Genomic DNA, 25,181 nt, shown 5'->3' on the forward strand with positions numbered 1-25,181 from the left:
TACTATTTCGTTTAATGCGTGTGTTCAAATATTGGAATGTGCTTCGGTCAAGGGAAACGCAAACGTTTGCGTTAACGAAATTGAGGTATAGATTAACAAACGAGGCAGGGAGGGATTGTTCATGAGGGTCCTGGTATGGAATGAATTTCGCCATGAGAAGTCAAAGCCTGAAGTGGCCGAAGTATATCCTGAGGGAATTCATGGGGCGATAGCCGGTTTTTTACAAAGTGAACAGGTTGAGGTAAGGACCGCCACCCTTGATGAAGCAGAGCATGGGCTAACGGAAGAAGTACTGGAACAAACCGATGTACTTCTTTGGTGGGGGCATGTTGCACATGATGAAGTGCGGGATGAAATCGTTGCAAAGGTCCACAAGCGGGTACTCGAGGGAATGGGCCTCATCGTCCTCCATTCTGGTCATTTTTCGAAAATCTTCAAAACATTGATGGGTACGACTTGCGATTTGAAATGGCGTGTGGCCGACGAGAAGGAAAGACTTTGGGTAATCGATCCCAGCCACCCGATCGTTGAAGGAATCGGAGAATATATAGAGCTTGAGAAGGAAGAGATGTACGGGGAGCACTTCGATATTCCTGCACCAGATCAATTATTATTCGTCAGTTGGTTTGAAGGTGGGGAAATTTTCAGGAGCGGCTGCACGTATCAACGTGGAAAAGGGAGGATTTTTTATTTCCGGCCAGGTCATGAATCATATCCGACTTACCATAATCCGCAGATACAACGCGTCATCAAGAATGCCGTCAAATGGGTCAAGCCAGAGTTTGGCATGGTGACGAATTATGGCAGATCCGAACCGTTGGAATCCATCTCAGGCAAAGAGTGAAGTGAAGGAGAGAGCGTAATGGGCAAATTGAAGGTAGGAGTCATTGGATGCGGGAGCATTGCGAAAAATAGGCATTTTCCCGAGTATGAAGCAAATTTGCAAACAGAGATCATGGCCGTTTGCGATATTGTGCCAGACAGGGCGAATGCAGCAGCACAAAGGTATGGCGCGCGAGCATATACTGATTATATAGAACTTTTGAAGAATGAGGAGATTGAAGCGATCAGTGTATGTACACCGAACTACCTGCATGCACGCATTACCATTGCGGCATTGGAGGCAGGGAAGCATGTCCTTTGTGAAAAACCAATGGCCACTTCTTTGGATGACGCGGAAAAAATGAATGAGGCCGCAGCGAGAAACGGAAAAATCTTGATGATTGGTCATAATCAGCGATTCGTTCCCTCACACCAACGAGCAAAACAGCTTATCGAAAGTGGTGAGGTTGGAAAGGTCTATAGCTTCCGGACGGCTTTTGGACATTCCGGGCCAGAAACATGGAGCGTGGACGGACGAGAAAGCTGGTTTTTTAAAAAAGATCAGGCAGTCATTGGTGCGATGGGAGATTTAGGTGTTCATAAAGCTGATTTATTAAGGTATATCCTTGGAGAAGAATTTGTTGAGGTGGGGGCGTTTGTAGAAACGACTGCCAAGAAAAATACGGACGTCGATGACAGTGCGGCTTGTATTCTAAGGACTGCGAGCGGTATCATCGGTACCCTTACCGCCAGCTGGTCGTATGCGAAGGAAGACAATGCGACGGTCATTTATGCGGAGAAAGCCGTATTGCGCCTTGAAGACGATCCAACATATTCACTGATCATCCATCATGATAATGGAAAAACGGATACCATCCAATTAGGGAGTATCCAAACGAATGACTCCGAAGGACAGCATGACTCGGAAGTGATCAGCCACTTTGTAAAATGCGTGGCGGACAATGAGGAGCCCCTAGTCTCAGGAGTGGAAGGGTTAAAATCTTTAAAAGTCATTCTTGGCGCGATGGAATCAAATGCAACCCGAAAAATCATCCGCTTATAAAGGGGTTAACGATCATCATGTACAAATTGAAAATGGGTATTATCGGTGCTGGCGGAATTGCTCAAAAAAGACATATCCCAGCCTTTCAAAAATTTCAAGACAAAGTAGTTTTATACGCCATTCATGATATAGACGAGTCGAAGGCAAGAGATGTGGCAAGGGAATTTCATATCGAGAAGGTTTTCACCAACTACGAAGAAATGTTTGCAGAAGTGGATGCTGTCACGATTGCGACACCAAACAAATTTCATGCGGAGATCTCCATTGCCGCCCTGCAAGCTGGCGTACATGTACTCTGTGAAAAGCCGATGGCCATTACGACCGAGGAATGCAAGGCAATAACCGAGGCTGCCAATCTATCGGGTAAAGTGCTGTCGACCGCATATCATTACCGTTTCATGAAGGAAGCGCAGGCTGCCAAGAAAATGATTCAGGCAGGTGAAATCGGTGAGCCTTATGTTGCACGTGTACAGGCAATCAGGCGGCGCAAAGTCCCTGGCTGGGGAGTATTTACAAGCAAGGAATTGCAAGGCGGGGGAAGCGTGATCGATTACGGCTGCCATTTGCTTGATTTGGCCTTATGGCTCATGGATGACCCGGAACCGATTGAAATCGTAGGGTCGACATATAATTATGTCAGTAAGGGAGTCGATCAGGTCAATCTATGGGGGAATTTCGATGCCTCGGTATTTGAAGTGGATGACCATGCCACAGCTTATATCAAATTTGCCAATGGGGCGTCCCTATTGTTCGAAACCTCTTGGGCCGCGAATATTCGTGAGGAAGCCACGGTTTTGAGCCTATCCGGAACGCAGGGCGGACTGGATGTATTCCCGTTAGTCCTGAATCAGGCTAAGCACGGCATGCTTTTAAACAGTGAGGCCGTATGGATGCCAGGGGAGGATACACCGGATCTTCAACAGGCGGAGAACTTTATCAATAGCTGCTTAGGATTGGTGGAACCATTGGTAAAACCAGAGGAAGCCATGAAAGTTTCGAAAATAATCGAAGCCATTTATCAAAGCTCGGCAAGTGGGAAGGTCATGAGCATAAATTAAAAAAAGGTGAGGTGGAGCTTGTGAAATTAGGAATCTTTACAGTATTATTTGCTCAAAAATCATTCGAGGATATGCTTGATTATGTGGCGGATTCCGGTTTAAAAACAGTCGAAATCGGTACAGGCGGGTATCCAGGCAATATCCACTGTCCCCTCGATGAACTTCTTGAAAGTGAGGAAAAACGCCAAAAATACTTGGAATCCGTACAATCAAGAGGATTGTCAATCAGTGCGTTCAGCTGCCACGGCAATCCAATCTCACCGGACGAAGCATTCGCTAAAGAAAGTGACGAAACACTGATCAAAACGATCAAGCTGGCATCCCTGCTCAAGGTCCCTGTCGTCAATACCTTTTCAGGTACTGCGGGTGATCATGAAGGGGCAAAACATCCAAACTGGCCTGTCGCACCGTGGCCGAATGAGTATTCAGAAGTGCTGAAATGGCAGTGGGAAGAAAAATTGATTCCCTATTGGAAAAGAGTTGCTGCCATTGCCGATGAACATCATATAAAGATCGGGCTTGAGCTGCATGGGGGATTTCTCGTTCACACACCCTATACCCTGCTAAAGCTGCGCGAAGCTACATCTGAAGCCATTGGCGCTAACCTGGACCCAAGCCATCTGTGGTGGCAGGGCATCGAGCCGGTCGGCGCCATCAAGATTCTCGGCAAAGCGGGAGCCATTTACCATTTCCATGCGAAAGACACATACCTGGATCAGGATAACATCAATATGTATGGACTAACCGACATGCAGCCATACGGGAATGTCCAAAGCCGTGCCTGGAACTTCCGCTCGGTAGGGTGCGGACACAGCCTACAAGAATGGTCCGATATCATGAGCGCCCTCCGTACATACGGATACGACTATGTCGTCAGCATCGAACACGAAGATCCGCTGATGTCAGTCGAAGAAGGGTTCCAGCGAGCGGTAACCAATCTGAAAACGGTCCTCATCAATGAAAGTCCCACAGAATTATGGTGGGTATGAACAAACCATATCAAGCAGCCTAAAGCAGGTTGCTTTTTATTTATGTCTGAATCAGGCAAATGCTCGAATTCACAAATTGCGCCAAGACCAAATTCGCGAGTAAACAGGCCAAATTGGCGAGTAAAGCACCAAGCTCCCAAGAAATACGTTAATCTCACTAAAAATAAAAGATGCCCCATTTTTGGGGGCATCTCTTCTGTTCATTTTTGCCTAGGCGTGTAGTTCAATTCCGTAAATAATTCCTTCAGTTCATCCTCGGTCAGGTCACGCCATTGTCCGAGCGCCAGGCCGTCTAAATGGATGTTCATGATTCGGATTCGGTGCAAATCACGGACTTCATAGCCTAAAGCTGAGCACATGCGGCGGATTTGTCTGTTCAGTCCTTGCATCAAGGTGATGTTGAATGTGTATTTGGTCAATTGCTTAACTTTACAGGGAAGTGTTTTCGTATCCAAAATCTCTACGCCGGCTGACATTTCTTTAATGAATGAAGCGGTTAGCGGCTTATCCACGGTTACGATGTATTCTTTTTCATGTTTGTTCTCAGCACGAAGGATTTCATTTACGATATCTCCGTCATTCGTAAGCAGGATCAGGCCGCTTGAGTCTTTGTCGAGCCGGCCGATATGGAAAATGCGGAGCGGATGATTGACAAAGTCAACAATGTTTCCTTTAATATGTTTTTCCGTCGTACTAGTAATCCCGATCGGCTTATTCAGGGCAATGTAGACATTTTGTTGTTCCACTTTTATCGAATTGCCGTCTACACGAACATCATCACCCGATTGGGCTTGACTGCCAAGTTCAGCTATGGCTCCGTTAATCGTAACACGTCCTTCTGCAATCCATTTATCAGCGCCTCGTCTCGAGGTAATTCCTGATTCACTTATATATTTATTGATCCTCAACTAAAGCACACCTTTTCATTCGAATTTTCTTCTTTAAAGGATAACGTATATCATGCTAGCTAGACAAGGTTTGATGAGAATTTCCGGATATTTATTACATGGTTGTCGTGGCAGGCCGATAGGACGCTTTCTTTTGGCTTGTCAAATGGACACCGATGAAGAAGAGAAGACCGCCAAGGATCTGGAAGGTGGAGCCCGATTGACCTGCTATAAGAAGGCTAAGAATGGAGGCAAGGACGGCGATCGGATTGAGCAGGACTTCAGCCAGGCCTTGATGTGACGAAGCGTTATATTCCAAAATATGAATGAGCCTACAGATGGGGAAATCCCGAGATAAAAGAGACCTTCAATGGCTGAAATGATCGGGATGTTTTTTAGTTTTCTGCCGAACAGAAGGTTATCATTCAACTGGAAGATCTCCACGATATGCCTCCAATGAAACGCCGCATAAGGAAATGTAATTGCCCGCCAAAAAATAAAATGGCCTGGATAAGATATAAGGTAGTGGTAGCTGTCTTCATCAGCCTTCCTTTAAATCGTTTAATCTTCAGGAAAAAGCTGCTCAGCTTGAGCTGAACAGCCTATCCTTATCTGTTAAAAAGCAGATCATGCGAAGATGGCGCTGATTTCGGCAATTTCATCCATGGTCAGCTCGACATCCAAAGCCTTTAAGTTGCGTGTGACCTGTTCCGGTTTTTTTGCTCCGGGAATGAGTACATCGATTGAATGCCTGGTTAAATACCAAGCGAGTACCACATCTGCGACATCAGCATTCTTCCTGCTGGCAATGGCACGGACTTCTTCAACTTTTTGCAGGTTGCTGACAAATTCCTGACCTTGAAAGAGTGGGCTTTGTGCGCGTCCATCCTCGAATTTGGATTCTTGATTATATTTACCGCCAAGCAGCCCAGAAGCAAGGGGGAAATAGGGAATGAAAGAGATATTGTTTTCAGCAGTATATGGCAGCAAGTCCAGTTCCGCCTCGCGTTTGAATAAGTTATATTCGGATTGGAGGACATCGACATAGCCGTCTTTATTCGCTTCTTTTAATTGCTCGAACGTAAAATTGGAAACGCCGATTGCCTTGATTTTCCCGGCATCCCTCAATTCCTTCAAGGCACCTACCGCTTCATCCTTCGGTGTTCCTTCATCAGGGAAATGGATGTAGAATAAATCGATGTAATCGGTTTGAAGCCTTTTCAAGCTTGATTCCACCGCGCTTTTCAGGAAAGCGGGTGAATTATCAAGCACGACTTTGCCATCGACGAATTTGTGGGCTCCTTTAGTGGCAAGGACTACATTTTCACGTTTGCCCGTCTCTTTAAGAATTTCTCCGATAAGTTCCTCTGATCGCTCAGGACCGTAAATGAAGGCTGTGTCCCAAAAGTTAATCCCCTTTTCAAGCGCCGTTCTTAAGACATCTTTTCCGGTATCCTCGCTTAAATTGGGGAAAAGGTTATGTCCGCCAATGGCATTCGTGCCAAGGCCAATCGGATTAACGTACAATTCTGTTTTGCCAATACGGGTTTGCTTAGACATACTGCTTATCATCTCCTTTCCCTCATCATAACAAAAAGGTGGTGGTTATTTCCAAAATAAAGCAATATGGTCTCGAAGAAAATAAACGATAAAAACGTTCGCCGCCTCATATTTCGCCATAAAGGGGCAGGAAATTAGTCTGCATTTGGCGAAACTTCCTATATTCAGGGATAAAAGAACCGGAATAACTCCCTATTATCTTTCTAACCGCAACTATATTATAATAGAAGGCAGAACACTAAAGGAGATAACAGTATGTCTGAAAATAAAAAGTTAAGCCTGGCGGATGCGGTCAAACAAAAACTGGCTCAAAAGCAAGCAGGTTCAAGTAAAGATAAACTGGAAACCGGCGTAGTGAAGAAAACGAAACAGCTCAAAAGCCAGTTGACTAAAAAGCCGAATAACCAACGTAAGCGTACAGGGGTATAATCCTAATTCGTCAAGGGACAACGACTGTTCGGAGCTTATCAAAGAGCAGTGACCTTTCATGATGAAAAGGTGCTGCTTTTTTATATTTTTCAATTGGGAATTATTATTCGTTTTTTAATGGTTAAAGGGCCTGCTGTAACAGTGGGGCATGGATAAGGGCAAAAGGAAACATATTTTCTCGAATATGGAAATGACTTCTCTGTAACGGTTTATTAAAATCATTACAAATCCATTCACTTCTGTTTTAAAATTGTAAGAGTGGTGACATCTTGTTACCATATTGTTTTGTTAAAATAACATTTTAAGGTTTTAACAATAATTTTCTTAACTAAAGGAACGTATGGAGCTCTTTGCTCGGAAAGCTTCAGGAAGGCTCTAGCAAATCAGTGAACATCCTTTAATTGAAAATATGAAATATATCGGGGGAATAAAGATGGACGAACGTCTAATCGAAAAAAAATATTATGAAACGATGATTGAGGATGCAACGAAGCATCCAATTCAAGCTTTGGGTGAATTGTTTCTCGTGGAACAAAAAAAGGAAAGAGCGGATTTGACCGCAATTCGATATGCACAAGGGGAAGTATACTTTCAGCACCATGACTATGAAGCGGCCATTTTCAAATGGGAAAACATTGAAGGCGAGCTTGGATCGTGGGCGAAGAAAAATATCGCTGACGCCTATTTTGAACTGGAAATGTATTCAACGGCAGAAGATATCTATAAATCCGTGGTTACCGATGAAGCGGTGTTGAAAACGGAGGTTCTTTTGCAATTGTTTTCCCTTTACATAGTGGAATCAAGAAATGACCTGGCGTCCAAAGTCGTGAAGGAAGCCGTTGAGTTTCAACCGGATTACCCGAATGTCACGGAAATTGCACGCGCCTTTTTTGAAGAACAAAAGGATTGGAACAGCGCAGTGGTCCTAGCGTCGGACGAAAGTATCCGTACGGAATCAATGAGCTGGTTCGATGTGCTGAAAACATATATCCAGCAGGGAGTCGCTCAATCGATGGCTCCGGATTATTTTTCAAATGTCTTAGGTTCGCTATATGCGCTCGACCAGAATCGTTTCGAAAAAATGACGGTTGCCCTTTGGAAAAATTATAAATATACCGATTCGTATTTCGAATGGCTCAAAGTGATCAATAACTTGATAGAGATGATTGAATTAAATCAAGGAGACGTCTGGGAAGAGCTTACCGTCCTTTACCGGGATGCCTATGCAAGTCTGCTGGAAGGAACTCATTTGATCAAGGAGCTGAGTCCTGTCGTGCCAAGGCTCCTGGAAAACTGGCTGAAAATTGCAGATGGGGAGCTCTCGTTATTTGCAGCAGCCTCTGCGTTGTCCTGGAATGAAATATTCCCTGATACGATCAATGCACTGGTCATTCAGGATGCAGAAAGTCTGTTGGCGAAGTCCCCTAAATTGGGAGGCGGGCTAGAAGCTGGTGAAAAACTCTTCAATTCCATTATCCAGTGGGCTGAAGAGAATGATTTAAGGGTCGGCAACAAGCTGAAGTGGATGGTCGAGGGGCTTAAAGATACCGCCAATTTCAATCTGTTGCTAGTTGGGAGTGCAGGCAATGGCAAGACTTCCTTCATTCAGTCGATTGTCGGCGAGAGCATTGCTGCCGAAGATCATTCGTCCCTGGTCAGTGTTAAAGATGGAGATGATTTGGAAATCCTCGAAATCACGGACACAGAGCGCAAGGCTGTGATGGAATTAACGGAATTGGATGAAACGCGCCGTCAGCGGGGGACTATTGTCGATGTTACGCTTATTAGTGACTACCTGAAGAATAATCGCCTGAGGCTGTTGGATACCCCTGGATTCAATGGGGAAAAAAGCGTCGAATCTGATTTCCAAGGCTATTTGCATGGCAGTGATGGCCTATTGTTCGTCCTTGACGCACGGGCTCCTTTCACCGGAAGCGAACGGGATCTGTTATTGGAGATTCAAAAGCTGGCTCCGAAGCTGCCGATACACTTCTTGTTGAATAAGATGGATACGATTTACAGCGATCAAGTGGCAGTACGGATGGAAGACGAAACTTGGGATAAAGTGAATGCATATTTCCCGAATGCGAAAGTTTTCGCCTTCTCCAAGCTTTATGATAGCAAGCAGCAGCTGAAGGACCTTTCGGCTTTCCTTCAATCAAATTATCAAGATGGCAATTGGATGGAGAGAAGATCTGAAAAAATCCTTGCGTTCATTCGCAAAACTTTATCTTATTTGTTAGAAAAACGGGCCGCCAACGAGCGGAAATGTGAGCATTCCATCTCTTGGAATGAACAGATGGAGGTCAAGCTGAATGGCGCTGTCAACCAGCTGGCAGATTTGGAAAAAGAAAAAAGTGAAAATATCATAAGGGCGTACCGTTTGATTAAAGATGAAGTGAAAAATCAGCTTTCTTCCAACATCCCCGAATTACTGAGGGATTGCTCTAAATCGTTAACGGAAAGCAGTGATTTCAGTCAGGTCCATATCGAGTTGAATCAGGAAATGAATGATCGGATCCAAGCTTTCATTTCCGATAAAATCATGCCGCAATATTACCGTTCGCTGCAAGACTGGATTGCCAGCTCCCAAATGGAATTCTCACAAAGCCAGCAGTTTATGGATGAGATGAGTTCAGGATTCAATGAACTATACAAGGAAGAACGGATCATGCTTGCCGGGGACTTCAGGGTATTGGATGACTGGCGCCGTGATGCGGACCGGATGACAAGCAGCATCCGGATCGAAAACGTCAATATCTTATTGCGCAGGACGCCATCGCAGCTGCTGCTCAAAGGAGCAGGAAAACTATTTGGGGCGATTCCGCAAAATAAAGCCAATATGTACAATCGTTATAAGAAATACTTGGAAGGCGAAGATTACCAGGATGTAGCGGAGATGATAACGGATCGCTTCCTGACCCAATTCGGATTGTTTGAAAAATCCTTGGATCGGGACATCTCACTTTTCTATCGCAGCTCATTTGCCTTACTGCAAAAAACGATAGAACAAACGCAGACGGAAATTAAAGACTACCAGGCCGCCTTGGAGCATATGAAGGAAAACCCGGAAGTTTACCGTGACCCTATCACTCTGTTCGAAGTCAAATTGCGCCAGCTGGAGAGACTGGAAAAAATCGAGAAAAAGCGTCTAGCCCAACTGCAAAGAAAATAAATAGTCATGACGAACATTTCAAATATTCAAAAATCTATTGACTTTACGACTATATCCCTATAAAGTGGTAATTACGAAAAACGTAACACAATATATTCTCTTATCAAGAGTGGCGGAGGGACTGGCCCTAAGATGCCCAGCAACCGTTCCATTAGGAATTGGTGCTAAATCCTGCAAAACAGAAATGTTTTGACAGATAAGAGAGGGACAAGTCTGCAAAACAGCCGATTAAACCTCTCTATTACTAGAGAGGTTTTTATTTTAGGATTTACACCAACTTAACAGATAAGAATAATTGAAGAAAATGGGGGAAACAGGATGAGAAAGTCTATTAACGCTGCAATCATTACAGCTATCGCTTCTGCTTTGCTTTTAACGGGTTGCTCTTCAGGACAGAGTTCAACGGAACCGAAGCGAGAAGAAAAAGTTTCATTTGAAAATGTTCCAGAAAGATTTGCCGAGGGGGAAGGAGCCAAAATCAAAGTCATCCGTAAAATAGGCGGAGATGATCATACGGCCCAATATTTGGCTGGAGCGAAGGAAGAAGGGGAAGATCTGGGGTTCCAAGTGGATACATATACAGCAAATGGTGATACGGCCAAATTCCATGATGCCATAGCCCAGGCTTTGCAGCAGGATTATGACGGCTATATCATTTCCCATGGGGATGATGCAGCAACAGTCAATGATGTTCAAAAACTGGTTGATGCAGGAAAAAGCGTTGTCACCTTCGACTCCATAAGCGATTTATCCAAGATAGACGGTGTTACATTAACTTCACAGGATGATGAAGCGCTGGCAACACTTGCTTTTGATAAGTTGATAGAAGAACAGAAAGGTAAAGCGGCAATCGCCTATCTGTGGGTGGATGGTTTTCCCCCAATGGTGAGAAGAAATGCCGTCTATCAGGAAAAATTAAAAGAAAATCCTGGTATAAAAGAAGTCGAAAGGTTCGGGGTGGCATCTGCCGATACTTCGGTTCAGACACAGAATGCAGTAGCCGCAATGCTGAATAAATATCCTAAAGGTAAATTGGATGCCATTTTCGCAACATGGGATGCGTTTGCTATCGGAGCAGCCAGGGCGATAAAAGAAGCTGGCCGTGATGAGGTGAAGATATACGGAATTGACGTATCCAATGCAGATCTTCAGGAAATGCACTCTGCTGATAGCTCATGGTCCTACACGGCAGCAGTCGATCCAAAGTTGATCGGGGCTGTGAATATGAGGATATTGGCAAAAAAATTAGCGGGCGAGGATACGCCGCAAACATATGATTTAGAGGCTTCGCTCATTTCACAAAAGCAAATCCAGGCTTCAAAAGAAGCGGTAAACATGACGAACCTATCTGGAATTGTCGATGGATGGGGTGAATCCAGCGAATTTGAAGAAGATTGGATGAAAGTCTTGAAAGATCACTATAAAAAGTAAAAAAAGAGGCACTCTCTTTCCTATGAAGGGGAGTGTCTGTTCAGGTAGGGGGAATGGACATGGCCACACAACTTGAAATGAAAGGCATTTCGATTGAATTTCCTGGGGTCAAGGCGCTTAATGACGTTGATTTTTCGGTACGGTCAGGAACCGCCCATGCATTGGTCGGTGCAAACGGGGCAGGGAAATCCACGTTGATGAAAGTTTTATCAGGGGCACATGTTCATTATTCAGGTGACATTTATCTCGATGGGATGAAGCGGGAAATCCGTTCGCCAAAGGAAGCGCAGGAACATGGCATTCAAATCGTGTATCAGGAAGTGGATACGGCACTCATCCCATACTTAACCGTCGGTGAAAATGTAATGCTGAATGAAATGGTCCAAAACATGGGCAAGAAACAGCTGGTCAAATGGAAAGATCTGCACAGCACGGCCACACAGATTCTTGAAGATATGAACATTCATGTTCCTTCGAAAAAATTGGTGAAAGATCTGACCCTGGCCCAAAAGCAGATGGTCCTCATAGCCAGGGCCGTTTCGACTGAATGCAAATTCTTGATTCTCGACGAACCAACTGCCCCGTTAAGCCATACGGAGACCTCGGAACTTTTTCGAATTGTAAATGAATTAAAGCAAAAGGGTGTAGGAATCATTTTCATCTCCCATCGTCTCCCAGAAATTTTTAGGGTTTGTGAGGAAATCACGATCATGAGGAATGGAGAGCGTGTCGCCTGCCGAGAAATGGGCGATATCACCCAGAGTGAAGTGGTTGAGCTCATGCTTGGGAAAAGGATGGATGAACAGTTCCCGGAAGTGAATGCCGCAATTGGTGACGTCGTTCTGGAAGTGAAGGGATTATCAGACGCGGGGAAGATTAAGGATGTCAGTCTGCATTTGAAGGCAGGAGAGATAGTCGGCTTGGCAGGCTTGGTCGGGGCTGGGAAAACGGAGCTGTGTAAAGTCCTGTTTGGACATACTTCGATTAGTACGGGAAAAGTCATACTGAACGGCAGAAGGGTTTCCTTGAAATCACCGCATGATGCGGTAAAAAGCGGTTTGGCACTTGTACCGGAGGAACGCAGGAAAGAAGGGGTCCTTGTTCAGGAAACCGTTACGGCGAACTTGACTGCAGCCAGTATCGGCACATTCTGCAATACTTTCAGTGTTGTGGATCGTAAGGCGGAAAAGGAAAAAGCGAAGGAGATGATTGTGAGTCTCGGCATCAAGGCTTCCTCTGGTGAAGCGAAGGTCGAAAACCTTTCAGGAGGTAATCAGCAAAAGGTTGCCATCGGGAAGTGGCTTTTGGCGGATGCGGATGTATACATATTCGATGAACCGACAAAAGGGGTGGATGTTGGAGCAAAAAAGGATATATTCGAATTGATTGCAAAGCTTGCCAGGAAGGGGAAAGCGATCATTTATGCGTCCTCGGAGCTTTCCGAAATCATCGGCATTACCAATCGGACATATGTGTTATACGATGGAACAACGGTCATCGAACTACAAACAAAGAAAACCAATGAAGAAGAACTATTATTCTATTCAACAGGAGGAAAATAGGATGAACACAATCGTTCCTGTTACAGAGACCGCGAAAAAAAGAAAGGTGGAGTTGTTCGAGTTTTTCTATAAATACGGCACGATATTGACGATTATCCTTTTGATTGGAATCTTTGCCGCTTCCAATCCATCTTTCATTCAAACCAACAATCTGATCAATATCCTCCGCTCGATTTCAATCGTGACGATCATTGCGATCGGCATAACGATATCTTTAACGGTGGATGGATTCGACCTTTCCGTCGGTTCCGTCGCTTCATTGGCCAATGCAATCGTCATATCGATGTTTGTCTGGTTTTCGCAGGATACCCTGATTGCCATATTGGCTGCAATCGGTGCCTCACTTGTCGTAGGGGCCTTGAATTCGTTCATGATCGTTAAATTGAGAATCCCTGACATGCTGATGACATTGGCTACGATGTTCATTATTCAAGGCATAGCCCTTACCTATACAAAAGGGGCGACGGTTTCGCAAAATATGGTCATGCCTGATGGGACGTTCGCGACAGGACTGATCAGCCCGCTTTTCGCCAAAGTAGGCCAAGTACCATGGATTATTTTAATCATGGCAGTCATAGTGGTGACGACGCACATCTTTTTGACGTATACGAAGCACGGTCGTTATATGTACATAATCGGGGGAAATAAGGAAGCGGCAAGACTTTCCGGGATAGCGGTCAATAAATACAAGGTGCTGGCCTATCTCCTATCCGCTTTATTTGCCGCCATCGGGGGTATTGTCCTTGCTTCAAGGGTCATGACATCTGAAATCAATTCGGGGGCGCCGTATTTAATGGATGCCGTTGCAGCTGCCTTCATTGGTTCCTCCGTCTTGGGGGCCGGGAAACCGAATGCCTTCGGAACCTTTATTGGAGCCGTCCTGATCGGAATCCTGCAAAATGGGCTGATCATGATGTCGGTGCCCTACTATGCAATGGATATCGTCAAAGGAACAGTGCTGGCCCTTGCACTTGCGATTACCTATTATAAACAAAAACATTAATGTTCCCATGATATTTATACATCAGTCCCTTTGCCATCATGAGCATAGGGGCTGATGTCATTCAGGTCATAAAGGACTCATAATGAAATATGTGATTTAAAGGTGAGTTTTCTGCCCAGTTTCATCGGCATGGCCGAACATCGGATGAATACTGATTCATCTTGACTAGCTCCCAAGACCGGCATCGCAAGGGCGGTTCTACTTAGTGACATAGAAAAAACAGAACCCGTAGAATTTCAGGTTCTGTTGATGGCATTATTTGAAATTCCGCAATTCCTCATTGCCCTCGAACTTATTATCCTTCAATATGCCGATTTCCTCTATATGATTTCGGGCATTTTCATCTCCTAATCGATAAATGATGGCATAAAGTTTTTTCATGGCTGCATCGTATTTATCATTCGCACGGTCATGATGATAGAGGAGATAGGGCACATGTGAACGGGCATATGCTTCCGAATCATCTTTATGTTGCTCTTCTAAGCATTGTTTCAATTCCGCCAGTTCCTCATCCGTTGCGTGTATCGTGAAGCTTGGATTTTCTTCAAGTTTCTGTCCGAGTACATCGCCGCTGACCAAATCGACGTGGTAGGTCTGTTTTTCTTGCGTCATTTGCTGATCATCCTTTCAATCGTTTATCTATGATGTACCACTATTTGTAAAAGATAATCATAAAAGAGAACATTTCCATAAAAATAAAAGAAACCGGATCGTGATCAATCGTTTAAAATGGAAGTATAGAGTGGATAAAATGAGGAGTGATACGGTGAAGAAATCATTCGTGATCATTGTCTGGATGACATTGATTGCTTCAGGCTGCGTAACAAGAAATTTCGATTCGAATATGGAATTGGGGAGAAGCCAGTTACATGAGGAAAATTATTTAGAAGCCCACGAGGCATTTGAATTAGCCTATAAAGAAGCCAAAACAACAAAAGCGAAAGAATTAAAGGACCTGTCTGGCTTTCTAGCAAATGGTATGAAGAACTACGAGGAACAGGATTTTAAAGCGGCCCAGGCTGAATTTAAAGCGGCATCCGCCTACAAGGCAAAATCCAGCGAGGGGAAACATCTGGTTACAAAGGCAATGGAGATGGCATCCGAATCTCAATCCACCAGCATAGAACCAGGTGAGGGGAAGGGTGGAAATGACAATGCCGAGGAGTCTGCCGAGCCGAATTCGGAAGCGTTAGAAAGGAAGAAACCTTCCACCCTGGAGAAGCCGGCTGAACCGGTGAAGGAAAAAGCGTTGAGTGAACATCAGGCGGAGAAGCTTGTAAGAGACTACGTGGACATGGAAAAATTCCCGCATTTACAAATTGAATATGCTCGTTTGGATAAAAAGGGAAATTATATTTTCCAAGTTTTCGAAAGTGATCAAGAAAGTAAGGGCAGCGGTCACAGGGCGGTATGGGGCTGGTATGGTGTGAATGCTGAGACAAAAGAGGTATATGAAGTCATGGAGACATGACTCTGTGTGTAAAAGAGGCCCCCTGATGTGGCCTTTTTATTTTGCACCAGTGGATAATAGCGCGGAAAAACTTTGATTTTTTTAGAAAAGTCTGTACGGCCTTTACTTTCTTAAGAATTTTTTAATAATTGTCCTTTATGATAGAACCAATCAAAGGAATTCATAGGAGGGATTAAGATGGAGGATTATAATGGCAATGAGCAAGTCCGGGTGAAGGAAGAACGGAAAAAAGGAAAATCCCTTTGGAAGACTAGTCTTGTTTCCGGCACCGTTGCTTCCATGGTTACATCTTCTGTATTTATATTTGGCGGGGATTTCATAGATCAAGGAAAAAAATCAGTGGATGAATCAGCCCAAACGGCAAGTGTAGCGCAAACGGAAGGGGCAGAAAAGGAAGGGGTCACGCCGCAAAAGCTATCGACAAGTACTGATTCAAAGGATCGGGCAAATATGGTTGAGTCCGCATCGAAATCGATTGTCGGGGTCGTGAACTTACAGGATACACAAAACCAAAGCCCGTTCCAGCAGCAAAGCACGGAAAGTGAAAAGGTCGAGACCGGAACCGGATCAGGAGTCATTTATAAAAAAGCCAATGGAAAAGCCTATATCATTACGAACAACCATGTCATCGAAGGTGCAAAGGAAGTCGAAATTTCCTTGTATGATGGACAAAAGGCGACAGCTGCTGTTGTTGGCGCCGATGCTTTGACAGATTTGGCGGTTTTGACGATCGATGCTTCGAAGGCGCCGGATGGAATAAAGTTTGGGAATTCGGATAGCATGCGTCCAGGAGAAGAGGTGCTGGCCATCGGGAATCCACTTGGGCTTGATTTTTCACGTTCGGTTACACAGGGAATCGTCAGTGCGACGGGACGCTCCATTTCAGTCGATACATCGGATGGGGCTTGGGCATTGGATGTCATTCAAACGGATGCCGCGATAAATCCAGGGAATAGCGGCGGTGCACTGATCAACACGGCTGGCGAGGTTATCGGGATAAACAGTTTGAAGATATCCGAAAGCGGCGTGGAAGGCTTGGGCTTTGCCATACCAAGCAATGATGTGATCCCAGTCGTGACGGAACTGATCGAAAATGGGAAAATCACCCGCCCATACCTGGGTGTAAGCTTGGCCAGTATTGAAGAGCTGCCGCAGTATTACCTTCAAGATGTACCAGAGGCTGCGAAAACAGGTGTAATGATCACATGTGTAGAAGCTGGATCGGCTGCTGAGAAGGGCGGACTTAAGCAACAGGATATCATCATGGAAATGGATGGAACTAAAATCAGTACGGCTGCTGAATTAAGGAAATACTTATACACCGATAAAAAAATCGGCGATAAAGTGAAGGTTAAGGTGTATCGTGGCAAAGAAGAGAAAACGGCAACGATTACTTTGCAGAAGTCATAGTTAGAGTTGAGGACCCCTGAAGATCCATTCAGGGGTCTTTTATTGAAAAGTTGAGCCATCCTGGCAGTTGGTGTATAGAAGAGGGGGATATCGGAGAAAATTAATAGTGTATTTATCCTGTTTTGCAGAAATTTCCATCTAGTCATGAATGCCTAAAGGCAAGCAGTGGCTTCGTCTAATTGTCAAGATTTTCTACTGTTTATATGTTGAAAATTAGAAAAGATTTGACAAATTTGTGAATTATCATAAAATAGAAAGAAAGGGGATGAAATTATGGAAGCTAATCAGAAGATGTTGGATGCAGTGAGATGGGTATCGGGCACAGGTTGTGTAATCGGAATTTTCATTTTTTGTTTAAGTTTTTTTGTAAGCGATTACAATAGAGATTATATCTTAACTGCTGTTGGTATGGCTATCACATTAAGCGCAGCTGCCATTTTCCTAGTTGGTATATTTTTTGTCCTGACAGAAGAAATGGTTATGAATACACATAAAGGTGAAAGAGTTGAACCGGAGACGACCAAGATCATCAAAATAAAAACAAAAGCGAAAACAAAAAGAAGAAGGGTGTCGATATGACACCCTTCTTTTTATACTATTATTGGTAACCCCAAATCATTGTAAGCAGTGTACCGAATATGGTAACCAAAGCAATGAATAGAGCGTAGTAAACGTTTGTGTAGATGGCTTTCTTATCCTCGGATTCACCAGCATGCATGAACATGACCAGCTGAACGCCGGCTTGCATGAATGCAGTCACTAAAAGGACGATCATACCGGTTTTAAAAGAAAGTTCATATACAACTACACCAAGAGCAACGGCTGTAAGAACCATGGAGAATATGAATCCCATAACATGTCCACGTGGGAATAGCTGTTTCATATTCATATTACATCATTCCTTTCAGATAGACGAAGCTGAAAATGAAGATCCAAACAACGTCTAGGAAATGCCAGTATAGAGAGTAGATGAACGCTTTGTTCGTAGTTTCCGGTGTCAAACCGCGCTTCTTGACTTGAAGCACGATGAATGTTCCCCAGAATAAACCGAGCGTTACGTGAGCTCCATGCGTTCCAAGCAATGTTAACAAGATGGATGTGAACGCACTTACTTGCAGTCCTGCACCGATATGAACATAGTGCTTGAACTCGAAGATCTCAGTGCCAAGGAATCCTGCCCCAAGCGCAAGAGTGATGATGAAGAATACCATCATTGCATTCTTGCTGCCATGGCGCATTGCATTAATTCCAAGACCGATGGTGAAACTACTAGTCAATAGCAGGATCGTTTCAATCAGGACTGGTGTAACCTCGAAGATATCTCCACCAATAGGGCCATTTCCGGTCCTGTTAACTAGTGTGAAGTACGTTGCAAACAATGTTGCGAAAAGCGCGATTTCAGCTCCAAGGAAAATCCAGAAACCTAAAATCTTTAATCGATTTTCTTCTGTACTATATTCAAGTGGCAGCGAGTTATCTATTTTCATGCGTTAGCACCTCGCAATTTTTTTTCTGTTTCTTCTATCTCTTCAACGGAGATGTGATGACCGTGATCTTTTTCAAATGAACGGTGGGCCATGCAAGCAAAGATTCCAAGTGTCGCAATGATTGCGAAGATCCACATGCTGAATACCATTGCAAATCCCCATACGAAGAAGATGATACCCAGTACGAACGGAACGCCGCTGTTATTTGGCATATGAATTTCTTTGTACTTGCCTTTGAACAATGCCGGACCATTATTTTTTGAGTCCCAGAATGCTTGTGAAGAATCAACTTCTGGTACGATAGCGAAGTTGTATTCCGGAACTGGACTGTGTGTAGCCCATTCCAATGAACGTGCATTCCAAGGATCGCTTGTGATATTCCTTGGCGCATAACGAGTGCTCCAGTAAATATTGTACACAAGGAATGCGAAACCGATCAATAAACCAAGTGCACCGACGAATGAAAGCATGTTCAATGGACCATATCCTGTTGCTTCTGAATATGTGTACATACGACGTGCTTGACCATCCAAACCTGTGATGAACATAGGGAAGAATGTTACGTTAAATCCGACTACGATGAACCAGAAAGCCCATTTCCCAATTCTTTCGCTCAATTGGAAGTTGAAGATTTTTGGCCACCAGTACGTAAATCCAGCCAGTACGGCAAACACTGTACCCGGAATCAATACGTAGTGGAAATGCGCCACCAAGAACATTGTGTTGTGATATTGGTAATCGGCACTTGCCATTGCAAGCATGACACCCGTTACCCCACCGATCGTGAAGATCGGAATGAAAGCTAAAGAGTAAAGCATTGGAACGGTAAATTCGATTTTCCCTCTCCAAAGCGTGAATAACCAGTTAAAGATCTTGATTCCCGTCGGAACGGCAATCGCCATCGTCGTAATCGAGAAGATACCGTTAACCATTGCACCGTGACCCATCGTGAAGAAATGGTGAGCCCATACAACGAATGATAGAACGGAAATGGCAACCATAGAGACAACCATTGATTTATAACCATAAAGGTTACGACGTGCAAAAGTAGAAATGATCTCACTGTATATACCGAAGGCAGGCAAGATAACGATATAAACCTCAGGGTGTCCCCAAATCCAGAACAAGTTAGCCCAGAGCATATCCGATCCGCCGTTAGCCATTGTAAAGAAATTAGTTCCAAACAAACGGTCCATTGTCATTAACGCAAGTGCCACTGTCAAAACAGGGAAAGCGAAGACGATGATAAGGTTCGTGATAAGGATTGACCATGTGAACATCGGCATTTTCATCAATGTCATACCAGGTGCTCTCATTTTCAAAATTGTTACGATAAAGTTGATACCAGTCATTAATGTACCGATACCTGCGATTTGAATCGCTATTGCGTAATAGTTCATCCCAACGGATTCACTGAATTCGACACTCGCTAACGGGAAGTAAGCTGTCCAACCTGCATCAGGAGAACCACCGACTACGAACGAGATGTTGAATAACATCGCTCCCCAGAAGAACAACCAGAAAGAAACTGCGTTCAAACGAGGGAAAGCTACGTCACGTGCTCCAATTTGTAGAGGAGTGACGATATTCATTAAACCGATAATGAATGGCATGGCCATGAACAGGATCATAACGACCCCGTGTGTTGTGAAAATTTCATTGTAATGCTGACCATCCAACAATCCATTATCAGGTATTGCTGTTTGAGCACGCATCAATATTGCGTCGGCTCCACCACGGAAAAGCATAAGTAGTGCAGCGAGAATGTACATGATACCAATACGTTTATGGTCAACCGTTGTGAACCACTCGCGCCATAGGTAGCCCCACTTTTTAAAATAGGTTACGCCTACTAGTATTGCAAGTACTGTAACCGCGATTGCGATCTGTGAACCGACAATCATAGGGGAGCTGTGTGGTACGGCAAATCTATCAAAGTAATCCATACTCTTTGTGACTCCTTTCGAAAAGTTATTCTAAATAACTGCTTTTAATTTTAAATCTTAATGTTGATGCTCTGTTTCTGCTTCATCTGCTTTTTTTGAATCTTCGTGTTTTGAGTGTTCTGAGTGTTTAGATTCTCCATTGCCTGAAGCACCGTGATTGTGTTCAGGAGCAGGTCTGAAGTCAAGATGTGTTCCGTTGAATGTGTATTGTCCAACGTGACCTGGTTCCAATAGCTTATCAAATTCACTTTCCGTCAATTTCTTAGCGGTACCATGAATTTCATCAACCCACTTCGTGTATTCCTCTTCAGGCATTGCCTTGACATTGAAAGTATGCTCAGCGAAACCTGAACCACTGAAGTTGGCGTTTCTTCCCATATACTCACCAGGTGTTTCTGCTGCTAAGTGTAAAGTGTTGACCATGTCACTCATCGCATATTTTTGTCCGCCTAGCTGTGGAATCCAGAAGCTTGAGATTGGTCCGTAAGAATAAAGCTTAAATTCGATTGGTCGGTTTGTTGGTAAGAACAAGTAGTTTACTGTTTCGATATCCTCTTCTGGATAACTGAAATGCCACTTCCAATTTGAAGATGCAGCATAAATGATTAATGGTTCTTGATCTTCATATCCTTTTGGTGTAGCCTCGACTTCATTTGTCGAGCGAACACTGACAACGGAAAGGAATATGACGATAAGGATCGGAATGATTGTCCAGATCGCTTCGAGAACGTGACTTCCCTCCACGTGAGGTGGTACATAGTCATCGCTTGACTTGGAAGCGCGGTATTTAAATAACATAATTGCATAGAGAATGACAACGACTAAGACAATAACCAACATCGTCCAAATTGATATCATGATCACATTAGCTTGGTTTGCTGCTACAGGACCCTTTGGATCGAGTACAGCTAATGGGTTGTCGCAACCAGTTAGTACGGTGGCGATGGAAAAAATTATAGTTAATAAAGCCCATTTCATTTTCATATAGATACCCCTTTCTTTCTTTATTGGAAATTCTAAATAACAAGTTATTCAGAGTGAGTGTTACATTGTTCACAAACTGACGTCTCTATATTAGTATCATATATGGAAAAAAACAATCAAAAGTGACATATGTCACAAAAAGTTCATGAAGAGATAGTGAAAGAATGCGATATGAGCTTATTAGTTGGATATATAATAAGAAAAGAAGTATAATAGCGTATTAGTTTATTTCAATTTAAGGCTGTTTTCAATTGAAATTTGTTCTCAAAAGAACCGTTCGTGAATTGGTAAAATTTCAAGAAAATTACATTAGAATAATATTACATATGAAAGTGATGAATAAGACGAGGGTTATAAGGGTTTTATTTGTTTTTTAATATAAAAAGACACCGGATTACCGATCGAATAAATTGAGGAATTTAGGCCTAAAGGCAATAAAAAAAGCAGGTATCTAAAAACGATGCCTGCTTTTTTTATTCACTCCATTGCTTCTGGACTTGATGAAGGGCCTGTTGTAAAATTTGTTCCTGATTTGCACTAGGTTCCGTGAGGACGTTCGTTTGATAGGATTTCCCTTTATAATCAACTTTCACTGTAACTTTTACCATGATTCATTCTTCCTTTCTTGTCTTGTATACTTAGTTTAGCATGAGGGGAGTACACTTCATGTATACCCAGGGGAGTGGATTTCTCAAACATTTCGAAGGGAACGAGGTTGTATGACTTAATATTCATAATTATCTGATATTTTATGAAAATTGTCAATATTTTTATGAGGATTAGGACATTAAAAGTGAAGTTTCAGCGCCGGATAGTGAAAATCAGTCAAAAAAAATGAAAACGGCCCTGCTTTGTTTTGGAAGCAGGGTCGTTTCTTTATATTTTGGTTAAGATAATTCCAATCAAGGCTGCTAAAACACCGGCTATTTGATAGGACTTTAGTTTTTCCTTGAATAAATAACAACCGGCAAAAACCACGATTAAACAGTTCAGGCTCACCACGGGAAAAATGATGCTGGCAATTCCGGTATTTAAAGCGAAGAAATAACATACATAAGCAATGATGCTCAATAAGCCCACAAGAGAGCCGATTTTCACTTCGTTTAACTTGAGCTTTTCATTCTTCATGCCCGATGCCGCCATCAAATAAAGTGTTCCGCCGCCATACATCGATATCAGGATATCAAGTGAGTTCAGATGCAGGCGCGTGGTCGTTGTCATTAAGATCCCGAGTACACCAAATGAGAATATTGCAAATATTGTATGCATCATCCAGGGCAAATATTGATGATTGCCCTTGGCGTTAGGGGTATACTGAATGACAAGGGTGGCAAGGAGCATGCAGGCGATCCCGGTCCACTGCAACGAAGAAATATGTTCATGAAAAATGATCGCAGCACAAAGGATGGGGAAAATAGCATTGGCCGCAATCAACGGTGATGTCAAACTGGCCGGCCCTTTTTCAAATGCACTGCCCATTTGGATATTCCCGTTAGCATTAAGGATCCCAATTGCAGCTCCGAGCAAGATGGATAGCCAATTAGTCGTCAAACCATCCACAATTCCGCCATACATAAGTGCCATGATGAAGGCCGTAAAATAAAAGAAAAATTGGATATGTACCTTGGAGTAACCTTTTCCGCTGCTCCATTTGAAAATGCTGTTATTGATACCGAAACATATACTGGTGATGAGTGCTGCAAAAATCCACATTTGTATACTCTCTTCCTTCAGGTAGGATATCTTCAATTCCATTTTAAGTGGAATATAGGCAGGAATCAAACTCATTTTACAAGAGTTGGATTGACAGATGTGATATTTTTTTTTATATTTACTTTGACTATTACAAATATATTTCCCGATAATGGGAGAGGTTCATAGCATCACCCTCTTAAAAAAACTATGGCTTTGATATTTTTCGCGAATCAACCATATCTTTTTAGAGATATGGTTTTTTGTTATATAGAGGCCCATTTTATGAATCTCCCCCGACAAGCGTGGAAGAGGAGGACTTTTTATGTCTGGAAGAAAAGAAGAAGAATTAAAGGAAATTACATTACTTGGGAATCAAGGAACGAAATATACATTCGACTACGCTCCAGAAATTCTCGAGTCGTTCGATAACAAGCACCCTAACCGCGATTATTTCGTCAAATTCAATTGCCCGGAGTTCACTAGCTTATGTCCAATAACCGGACAACCGGACTTTGCAACCATATACATCAGCTATATTCCAAGCGTGAAGATGGTCGAGAGCAAGTCCTTGAAGCTTTATTTATTCTCATTCCGTAACCACGGCGATTTCCATGAAGATTGCATGAACATCATCATGAATGACCTCATTAAATTGATGGACCCGAAATATATTGAAGTCTGGGGCAAGTTCACACCGAGAGGCGGTATTTCCATCGATCCATACACAAACTATGGAAAACCAGGGACGAAGTATGAAGAAATGGCGCATTACCGCTTGATGAATCATGACTTATACCCTGAAACTGTAGATAATCGTTAAAAGGCAGAAAAAACAAAAGGGTTTCGAAAAACTTTCCTTCCGAAACCCTTTTGAATAGTATTGGTTCCCCCTTTAATCCACGCATTCAGGTGTTCATCCATATCGAAGAACCGCTAATCCTTCTTTTCGCTCCGCATTTTATCTAGTCCACATTCCTCAGATGATTCGCTTCTTCCTATATTGTTACCAACTGTGGCCGGCATCTTTTACTAATGATGAAAATGAATAAGAGGCTCCAGGACTGCCCCTTGATAAGCGAGTGCCAGCAGCGGAAAGCAACGGTCCAATTCCCCCCCACAGAACCATAGTCAATGGGTAATCTATCTTTTTTTCAAGCACAGCGGAATGAAACGTTCAAACTCCAAATTCTTCAAAGTGGAGAGTGGTGGAAACATCCAGATTTATTGCGAGGCTCATGGAGAAGGGGGAAACATACATATGCTTTTTTCCTTTATCTATCGTAGAGTTTCATTAGTGATTTGTCCTTTTTAAAAATACAAATGTCCTCCTATAATGGAATTATTACTTGATTGTTTCGTTGAAAAACGTAATAATAGGGAGAGTGAATGTTGACAGAATTTTTTTAATAATAGGGGATGTCGAGATGAAGGTTGCGAAGTTTGGCGGGAGTTCACTGGCGTCAGGTGAACAAATAAAGAAGGTATTCGAAATTGTGGCAGCAGATCCGGAGAGGAAGTTTGTCGTCGTTTCGGCCCCCGGGAAACGCAATTCCGATGATATAAAGGTGACGGATTTATTGATCGAGGCTGCAAAGCAGCAGCTGCGCGGGGATAATGGCGAACCTTTAATCGAAGATGTGGTCGCCCGTTATGGAAGTATCGCTAAGGAGCTGGATATATCCGAGGAAGTCATCACGGGGATCCGCGAAGATTTACAAGCACTGTTGCATGCAGATCAATCCAAGCCAAAGCGTTATTTGGATGCTTTAAAGGCAAGTGGCGAGGATAATAATGCGAAGCTGATTGCCGCCTATTTTCAAAGGCGGGGTGTCGAAGCGCAATATGTCAATCCGAAGAAAGCTGGCTTGATCGTATCGGATGAAGATGGATATACCCAGGTGCTGCCGGAATCGTATGATCGGTTATATGATCTGCGTGATGAGCCGGGAATCGTCGTATTTCCAGGGTTTTTCGGATATACGTTAGATGGTGATGTTTTAACGTTTTCAAGAAGCGGCTCTGACATTACGGGCTCGATTCTTGCAAATGGCGTCAAAGCCGAATTGTATGAAAACTTTACCGATGTGGATGCCGTATATGCGGTTAATCCAAATGTGGTATCCAATCCGAAGGGGATCAGGGAATTAACGTATCGAGAAATGCGTGAGCTTTCTTATGCCGGTTTCTCGGTATTCCATGATGAGGCGCT

General features: G+C 43.4%; 24 protein-coding genes and 2 riboswitches. Of the genes, 15 read left to right on the top strand and 9 right to left on the bottom strand.

Annotated features, from left to right (window positions below; translation table 11 throughout):
• Positions 1-121: 121 nt before the first annotated feature.
• The 4 genes from CVN76_RS25025 to CVN76_RS25040 are packed head-to-tail and all read left to right on the top strand — an operon-like array spanning position 122 to position 3,932.
• Positions 122-844 carry a ThuA domain-containing protein gene (locus tag CVN76_RS25025; RefSeq protein ID WP_100533476.1) on the top strand — a complete coding sequence of 241 codons (723 nt, stop codon included), beginning with the start codon at positions 122-124 and terminating at the stop codon, positions 842-844.
• Between the two features lie 18 nt (positions 845-862).
• Complete coding sequence (locus CVN76_RS25030) at positions 863-1,885, top strand: Gfo/Idh/MocA family protein (RefSeq protein WP_061140582.1); 1,023 nt, start codon at positions 863-865, stop codon at positions 1,883-1,885.
• Positions 1,886-1,902: 17 nt separating this feature from the next.
• Entirely contained in the window at positions 1,903-2,943 is a 1,041-nt protein-coding gene (locus CVN76_RS25035; RefSeq protein WP_061140583.1) for a Gfo/Idh/MocA family protein, read from the top strand.
• Positions 2,944-2,963: 20 nt separating this feature from the next.
• Complete coding sequence (locus CVN76_RS25040; RefSeq protein ID WP_100533477.1) at positions 2,964-3,932, top strand: sugar phosphate isomerase/epimerase family protein; 969 nt, start codon at positions 2,964-2,966, stop codon at positions 3,930-3,932.
• A 200-nt stretch (positions 3,933-4,132) separates the two neighbouring features.
• Here CVN76_RS25040 and rluF read toward each other — a convergent pair whose 3' ends face one another.
• Entirely contained in the window at positions 4,133-4,840 is a 708-nt protein-coding gene (gene rluF, locus CVN76_RS25045) for a 23S rRNA pseudouridine(2604) synthase RluF (protein WP_100533478.1), read from the bottom strand.
• Between the two features lie 52 nt (positions 4,841-4,892).
• Here rluF and CVN76_RS25050 point away from each other — a divergent pair, with 52 nt between their 5' ends.
• Entirely contained in the window at positions 4,893-5,120 is a 228-nt protein-coding gene (locus CVN76_RS25050; protein ID WP_100533479.1) for a hypothetical protein, read from the top strand.
• Between the two features lie 326 nt (positions 5,121-5,446).
• Here CVN76_RS25050 and CVN76_RS25055 read toward each other — a convergent pair whose 3' ends face one another.
• Positions 5,447-6,379: an aldo/keto reductase gene (locus CVN76_RS25055; protein ID WP_100533480.1), complete on the bottom strand. Its 933-nt coding sequence runs from the start codon at positions 6,377-6,379 to the stop codon at positions 5,447-5,449.
• 255 nt (positions 6,380-6,634) lie between these two features.
• On the opposite strand from CVN76_RS25055, the gene CVN76_RS31505 reads away from it, so the two are divergent.
• The 5 genes from CVN76_RS31505 to CVN76_RS25075 all read left to right on the top strand — a co-directional run bounded on the left by CVN76_RS31505 (position 6,635) and on the right by CVN76_RS25075 (position 13,979).
• Entirely contained in the window at positions 6,635-6,808 is a 174-nt protein-coding gene (locus CVN76_RS31505) for a hypothetical protein (RefSeq protein ID WP_164468807.1), read from the top strand.
• 433 nt (positions 6,809-7,241) lie between these two features.
• Complete coding sequence (locus CVN76_RS25060) at positions 7,242-9,983, top strand: GTPase domain-containing protein (protein ID WP_232732469.1); 2,742 nt, start codon at positions 7,242-7,244, stop codon at positions 9,981-9,983.
• 97 nt (positions 9,984-10,080) lie between these two features.
• Positions 10,081-10,186: riboswitch (SAM riboswitch) on the top strand.
• 115 nt (positions 10,187-10,301) lie between these two features.
• Positions 10,302-11,414, top strand: a complete 1,113-nt coding sequence (locus tag CVN76_RS25065; RefSeq protein ID WP_100533481.1) for a sugar ABC transporter substrate-binding protein — start codon at positions 10,302-10,304, stop codon at positions 11,412-11,414.
• 59 nt (positions 11,415-11,473) lie between these two features.
• Positions 11,474-12,976 (top strand): sugar ABC transporter ATP-binding protein, encoded by a 1,503-nt coding sequence (locus CVN76_RS25070; RefSeq protein WP_100533482.1) that lies wholly within the window; start codon positions 11,474-11,476, stop codon positions 12,974-12,976.
• 1 nt (position 12,977) lies between these two features.
• Entirely contained in the window at positions 12,978-13,979 is a 1,002-nt protein-coding gene (locus CVN76_RS25075; protein WP_100533483.1) for an ABC transporter permease, read from the top strand.
• Between the two features lie 255 nt (positions 13,980-14,234).
• Here the strand turns inward: CVN76_RS25075 and CVN76_RS25080 are convergent, their stop codons facing one another.
• Positions 14,235-14,591 (bottom strand): hydrolase, encoded by a 357-nt coding sequence (locus CVN76_RS25080; protein WP_100533484.1) that lies wholly within the window; start codon positions 14,589-14,591, stop codon positions 14,235-14,237.
• A gap of 154 nt (positions 14,592-14,745) precedes the next feature.
• On the opposite strand from CVN76_RS25080, the gene CVN76_RS25085 reads away from it, so the two are divergent.
• The 3 genes from CVN76_RS25085 to CVN76_RS25095 all read left to right on the top strand — a co-directional run bounded on the left by CVN76_RS25085 (position 14,746) and on the right by CVN76_RS25095 (position 17,439).
• Positions 14,746-15,450 (top strand): hypothetical protein, encoded by a 705-nt coding sequence (locus CVN76_RS25085; RefSeq protein WP_157805796.1) that lies wholly within the window; start codon positions 14,746-14,748, stop codon positions 15,448-15,450.
• 177 nt (positions 15,451-15,627) lie between these two features.
• Entirely contained in the window at positions 15,628-16,860 is a 1,233-nt protein-coding gene (locus CVN76_RS25090) for a S1C family serine protease (RefSeq protein WP_100533486.1), read from the top strand.
• A 273-nt stretch (positions 16,861-17,133) separates the two neighbouring features.
• On the top strand, positions 17,134-17,439 hold the full coding sequence (locus CVN76_RS25095) for a hypothetical protein (RefSeq protein WP_061140594.1): 306 nt from the start codon (positions 17,134-17,136) through the stop codon (positions 17,437-17,439).
• Between the two features lie 19 nt (positions 17,440-17,458).
• On the opposite strand, the gene qoxD is transcribed toward CVN76_RS25095, so the two are convergent.
• The 6 genes from qoxD to CVN76_RS25120 all read right to left on the bottom strand — a co-directional run bounded on the left by qoxD (position 17,459) and on the right by CVN76_RS25120 (position 22,990).
• On the bottom strand, positions 17,459-17,743 hold the full coding sequence (gene qoxD, locus CVN76_RS25100; RefSeq protein WP_057914023.1) for a cytochrome aa3 quinol oxidase subunit IV: 285 nt from the start codon (positions 17,741-17,743) through the stop codon (positions 17,459-17,461).
• A gap of 7 nt (positions 17,744-17,750) precedes the next feature.
• Positions 17,751-18,347, bottom strand: a complete 597-nt coding sequence (gene qoxC / locus CVN76_RS25105; protein ID WP_064462341.1) for a cytochrome aa3 quinol oxidase subunit III — start codon at positions 18,345-18,347, stop codon at positions 17,751-17,753.
• Positions 18,344-20,293 (bottom strand): cytochrome aa3 quinol oxidase subunit I, encoded by a 1,950-nt coding sequence (gene qoxB, locus CVN76_RS25110; RefSeq protein WP_100533487.1) that lies wholly within the window; start codon positions 20,291-20,293, stop codon positions 18,344-18,346. The genes qoxC and qoxB overlap by 4 nt, the downstream gene beginning before the upstream one ends.
• Before the next feature lie 57 nt (positions 20,294-20,350).
• Positions 20,351-21,277, bottom strand: a complete 927-nt coding sequence (gene qoxA, locus CVN76_RS25115; RefSeq protein WP_100533488.1) for a cytochrome aa3 quinol oxidase subunit II — start codon at positions 21,275-21,277, stop codon at positions 20,351-20,353.
• A gap of 473 nt (positions 21,278-21,750) precedes the next feature.
• Entirely contained in the window at positions 21,751-21,885 is a 135-nt protein-coding gene (locus CVN76_RS31260; protein WP_155645356.1) for a BA3454 family stress response protein, read from the bottom strand.
• A 268-nt stretch (positions 21,886-22,153) separates the two neighbouring features.
• Positions 22,154-22,990: a DMT family transporter gene (locus CVN76_RS25120; RefSeq protein WP_100533489.1), complete on the bottom strand. Its 837-nt coding sequence runs from the start codon at positions 22,988-22,990 to the stop codon at positions 22,154-22,156.
• A gap of 151 nt (positions 22,991-23,141) precedes the next feature.
• Positions 23,142-23,187, top strand: a riboswitch (PreQ1 riboswitch).
• 107 nt (positions 23,188-23,294) lie between these two features.
• On the opposite strand from CVN76_RS25120, the gene queF reads away from it, so the two are divergent.
• The gene (gene queF, locus CVN76_RS25125; protein WP_100533490.1) at positions 23,295-23,792 is read left to right on the top strand and encodes a preQ(1) synthase; all 498 of its coding nucleotides are present in this window, start codon (positions 23,295-23,297) and stop codon (positions 23,790-23,792) included.
• A gap of 604 nt (positions 23,793-24,396) precedes the next feature.
• The coding region (locus CVN76_RS25130) for an amino acid kinase family protein (protein ID WP_442857603.1) at positions 24,397-25,181 on the top strand (785 nt) is incomplete at its 3' end.

The organism is Bacillus sp. mrc49, from assembly GCF_002803435.1.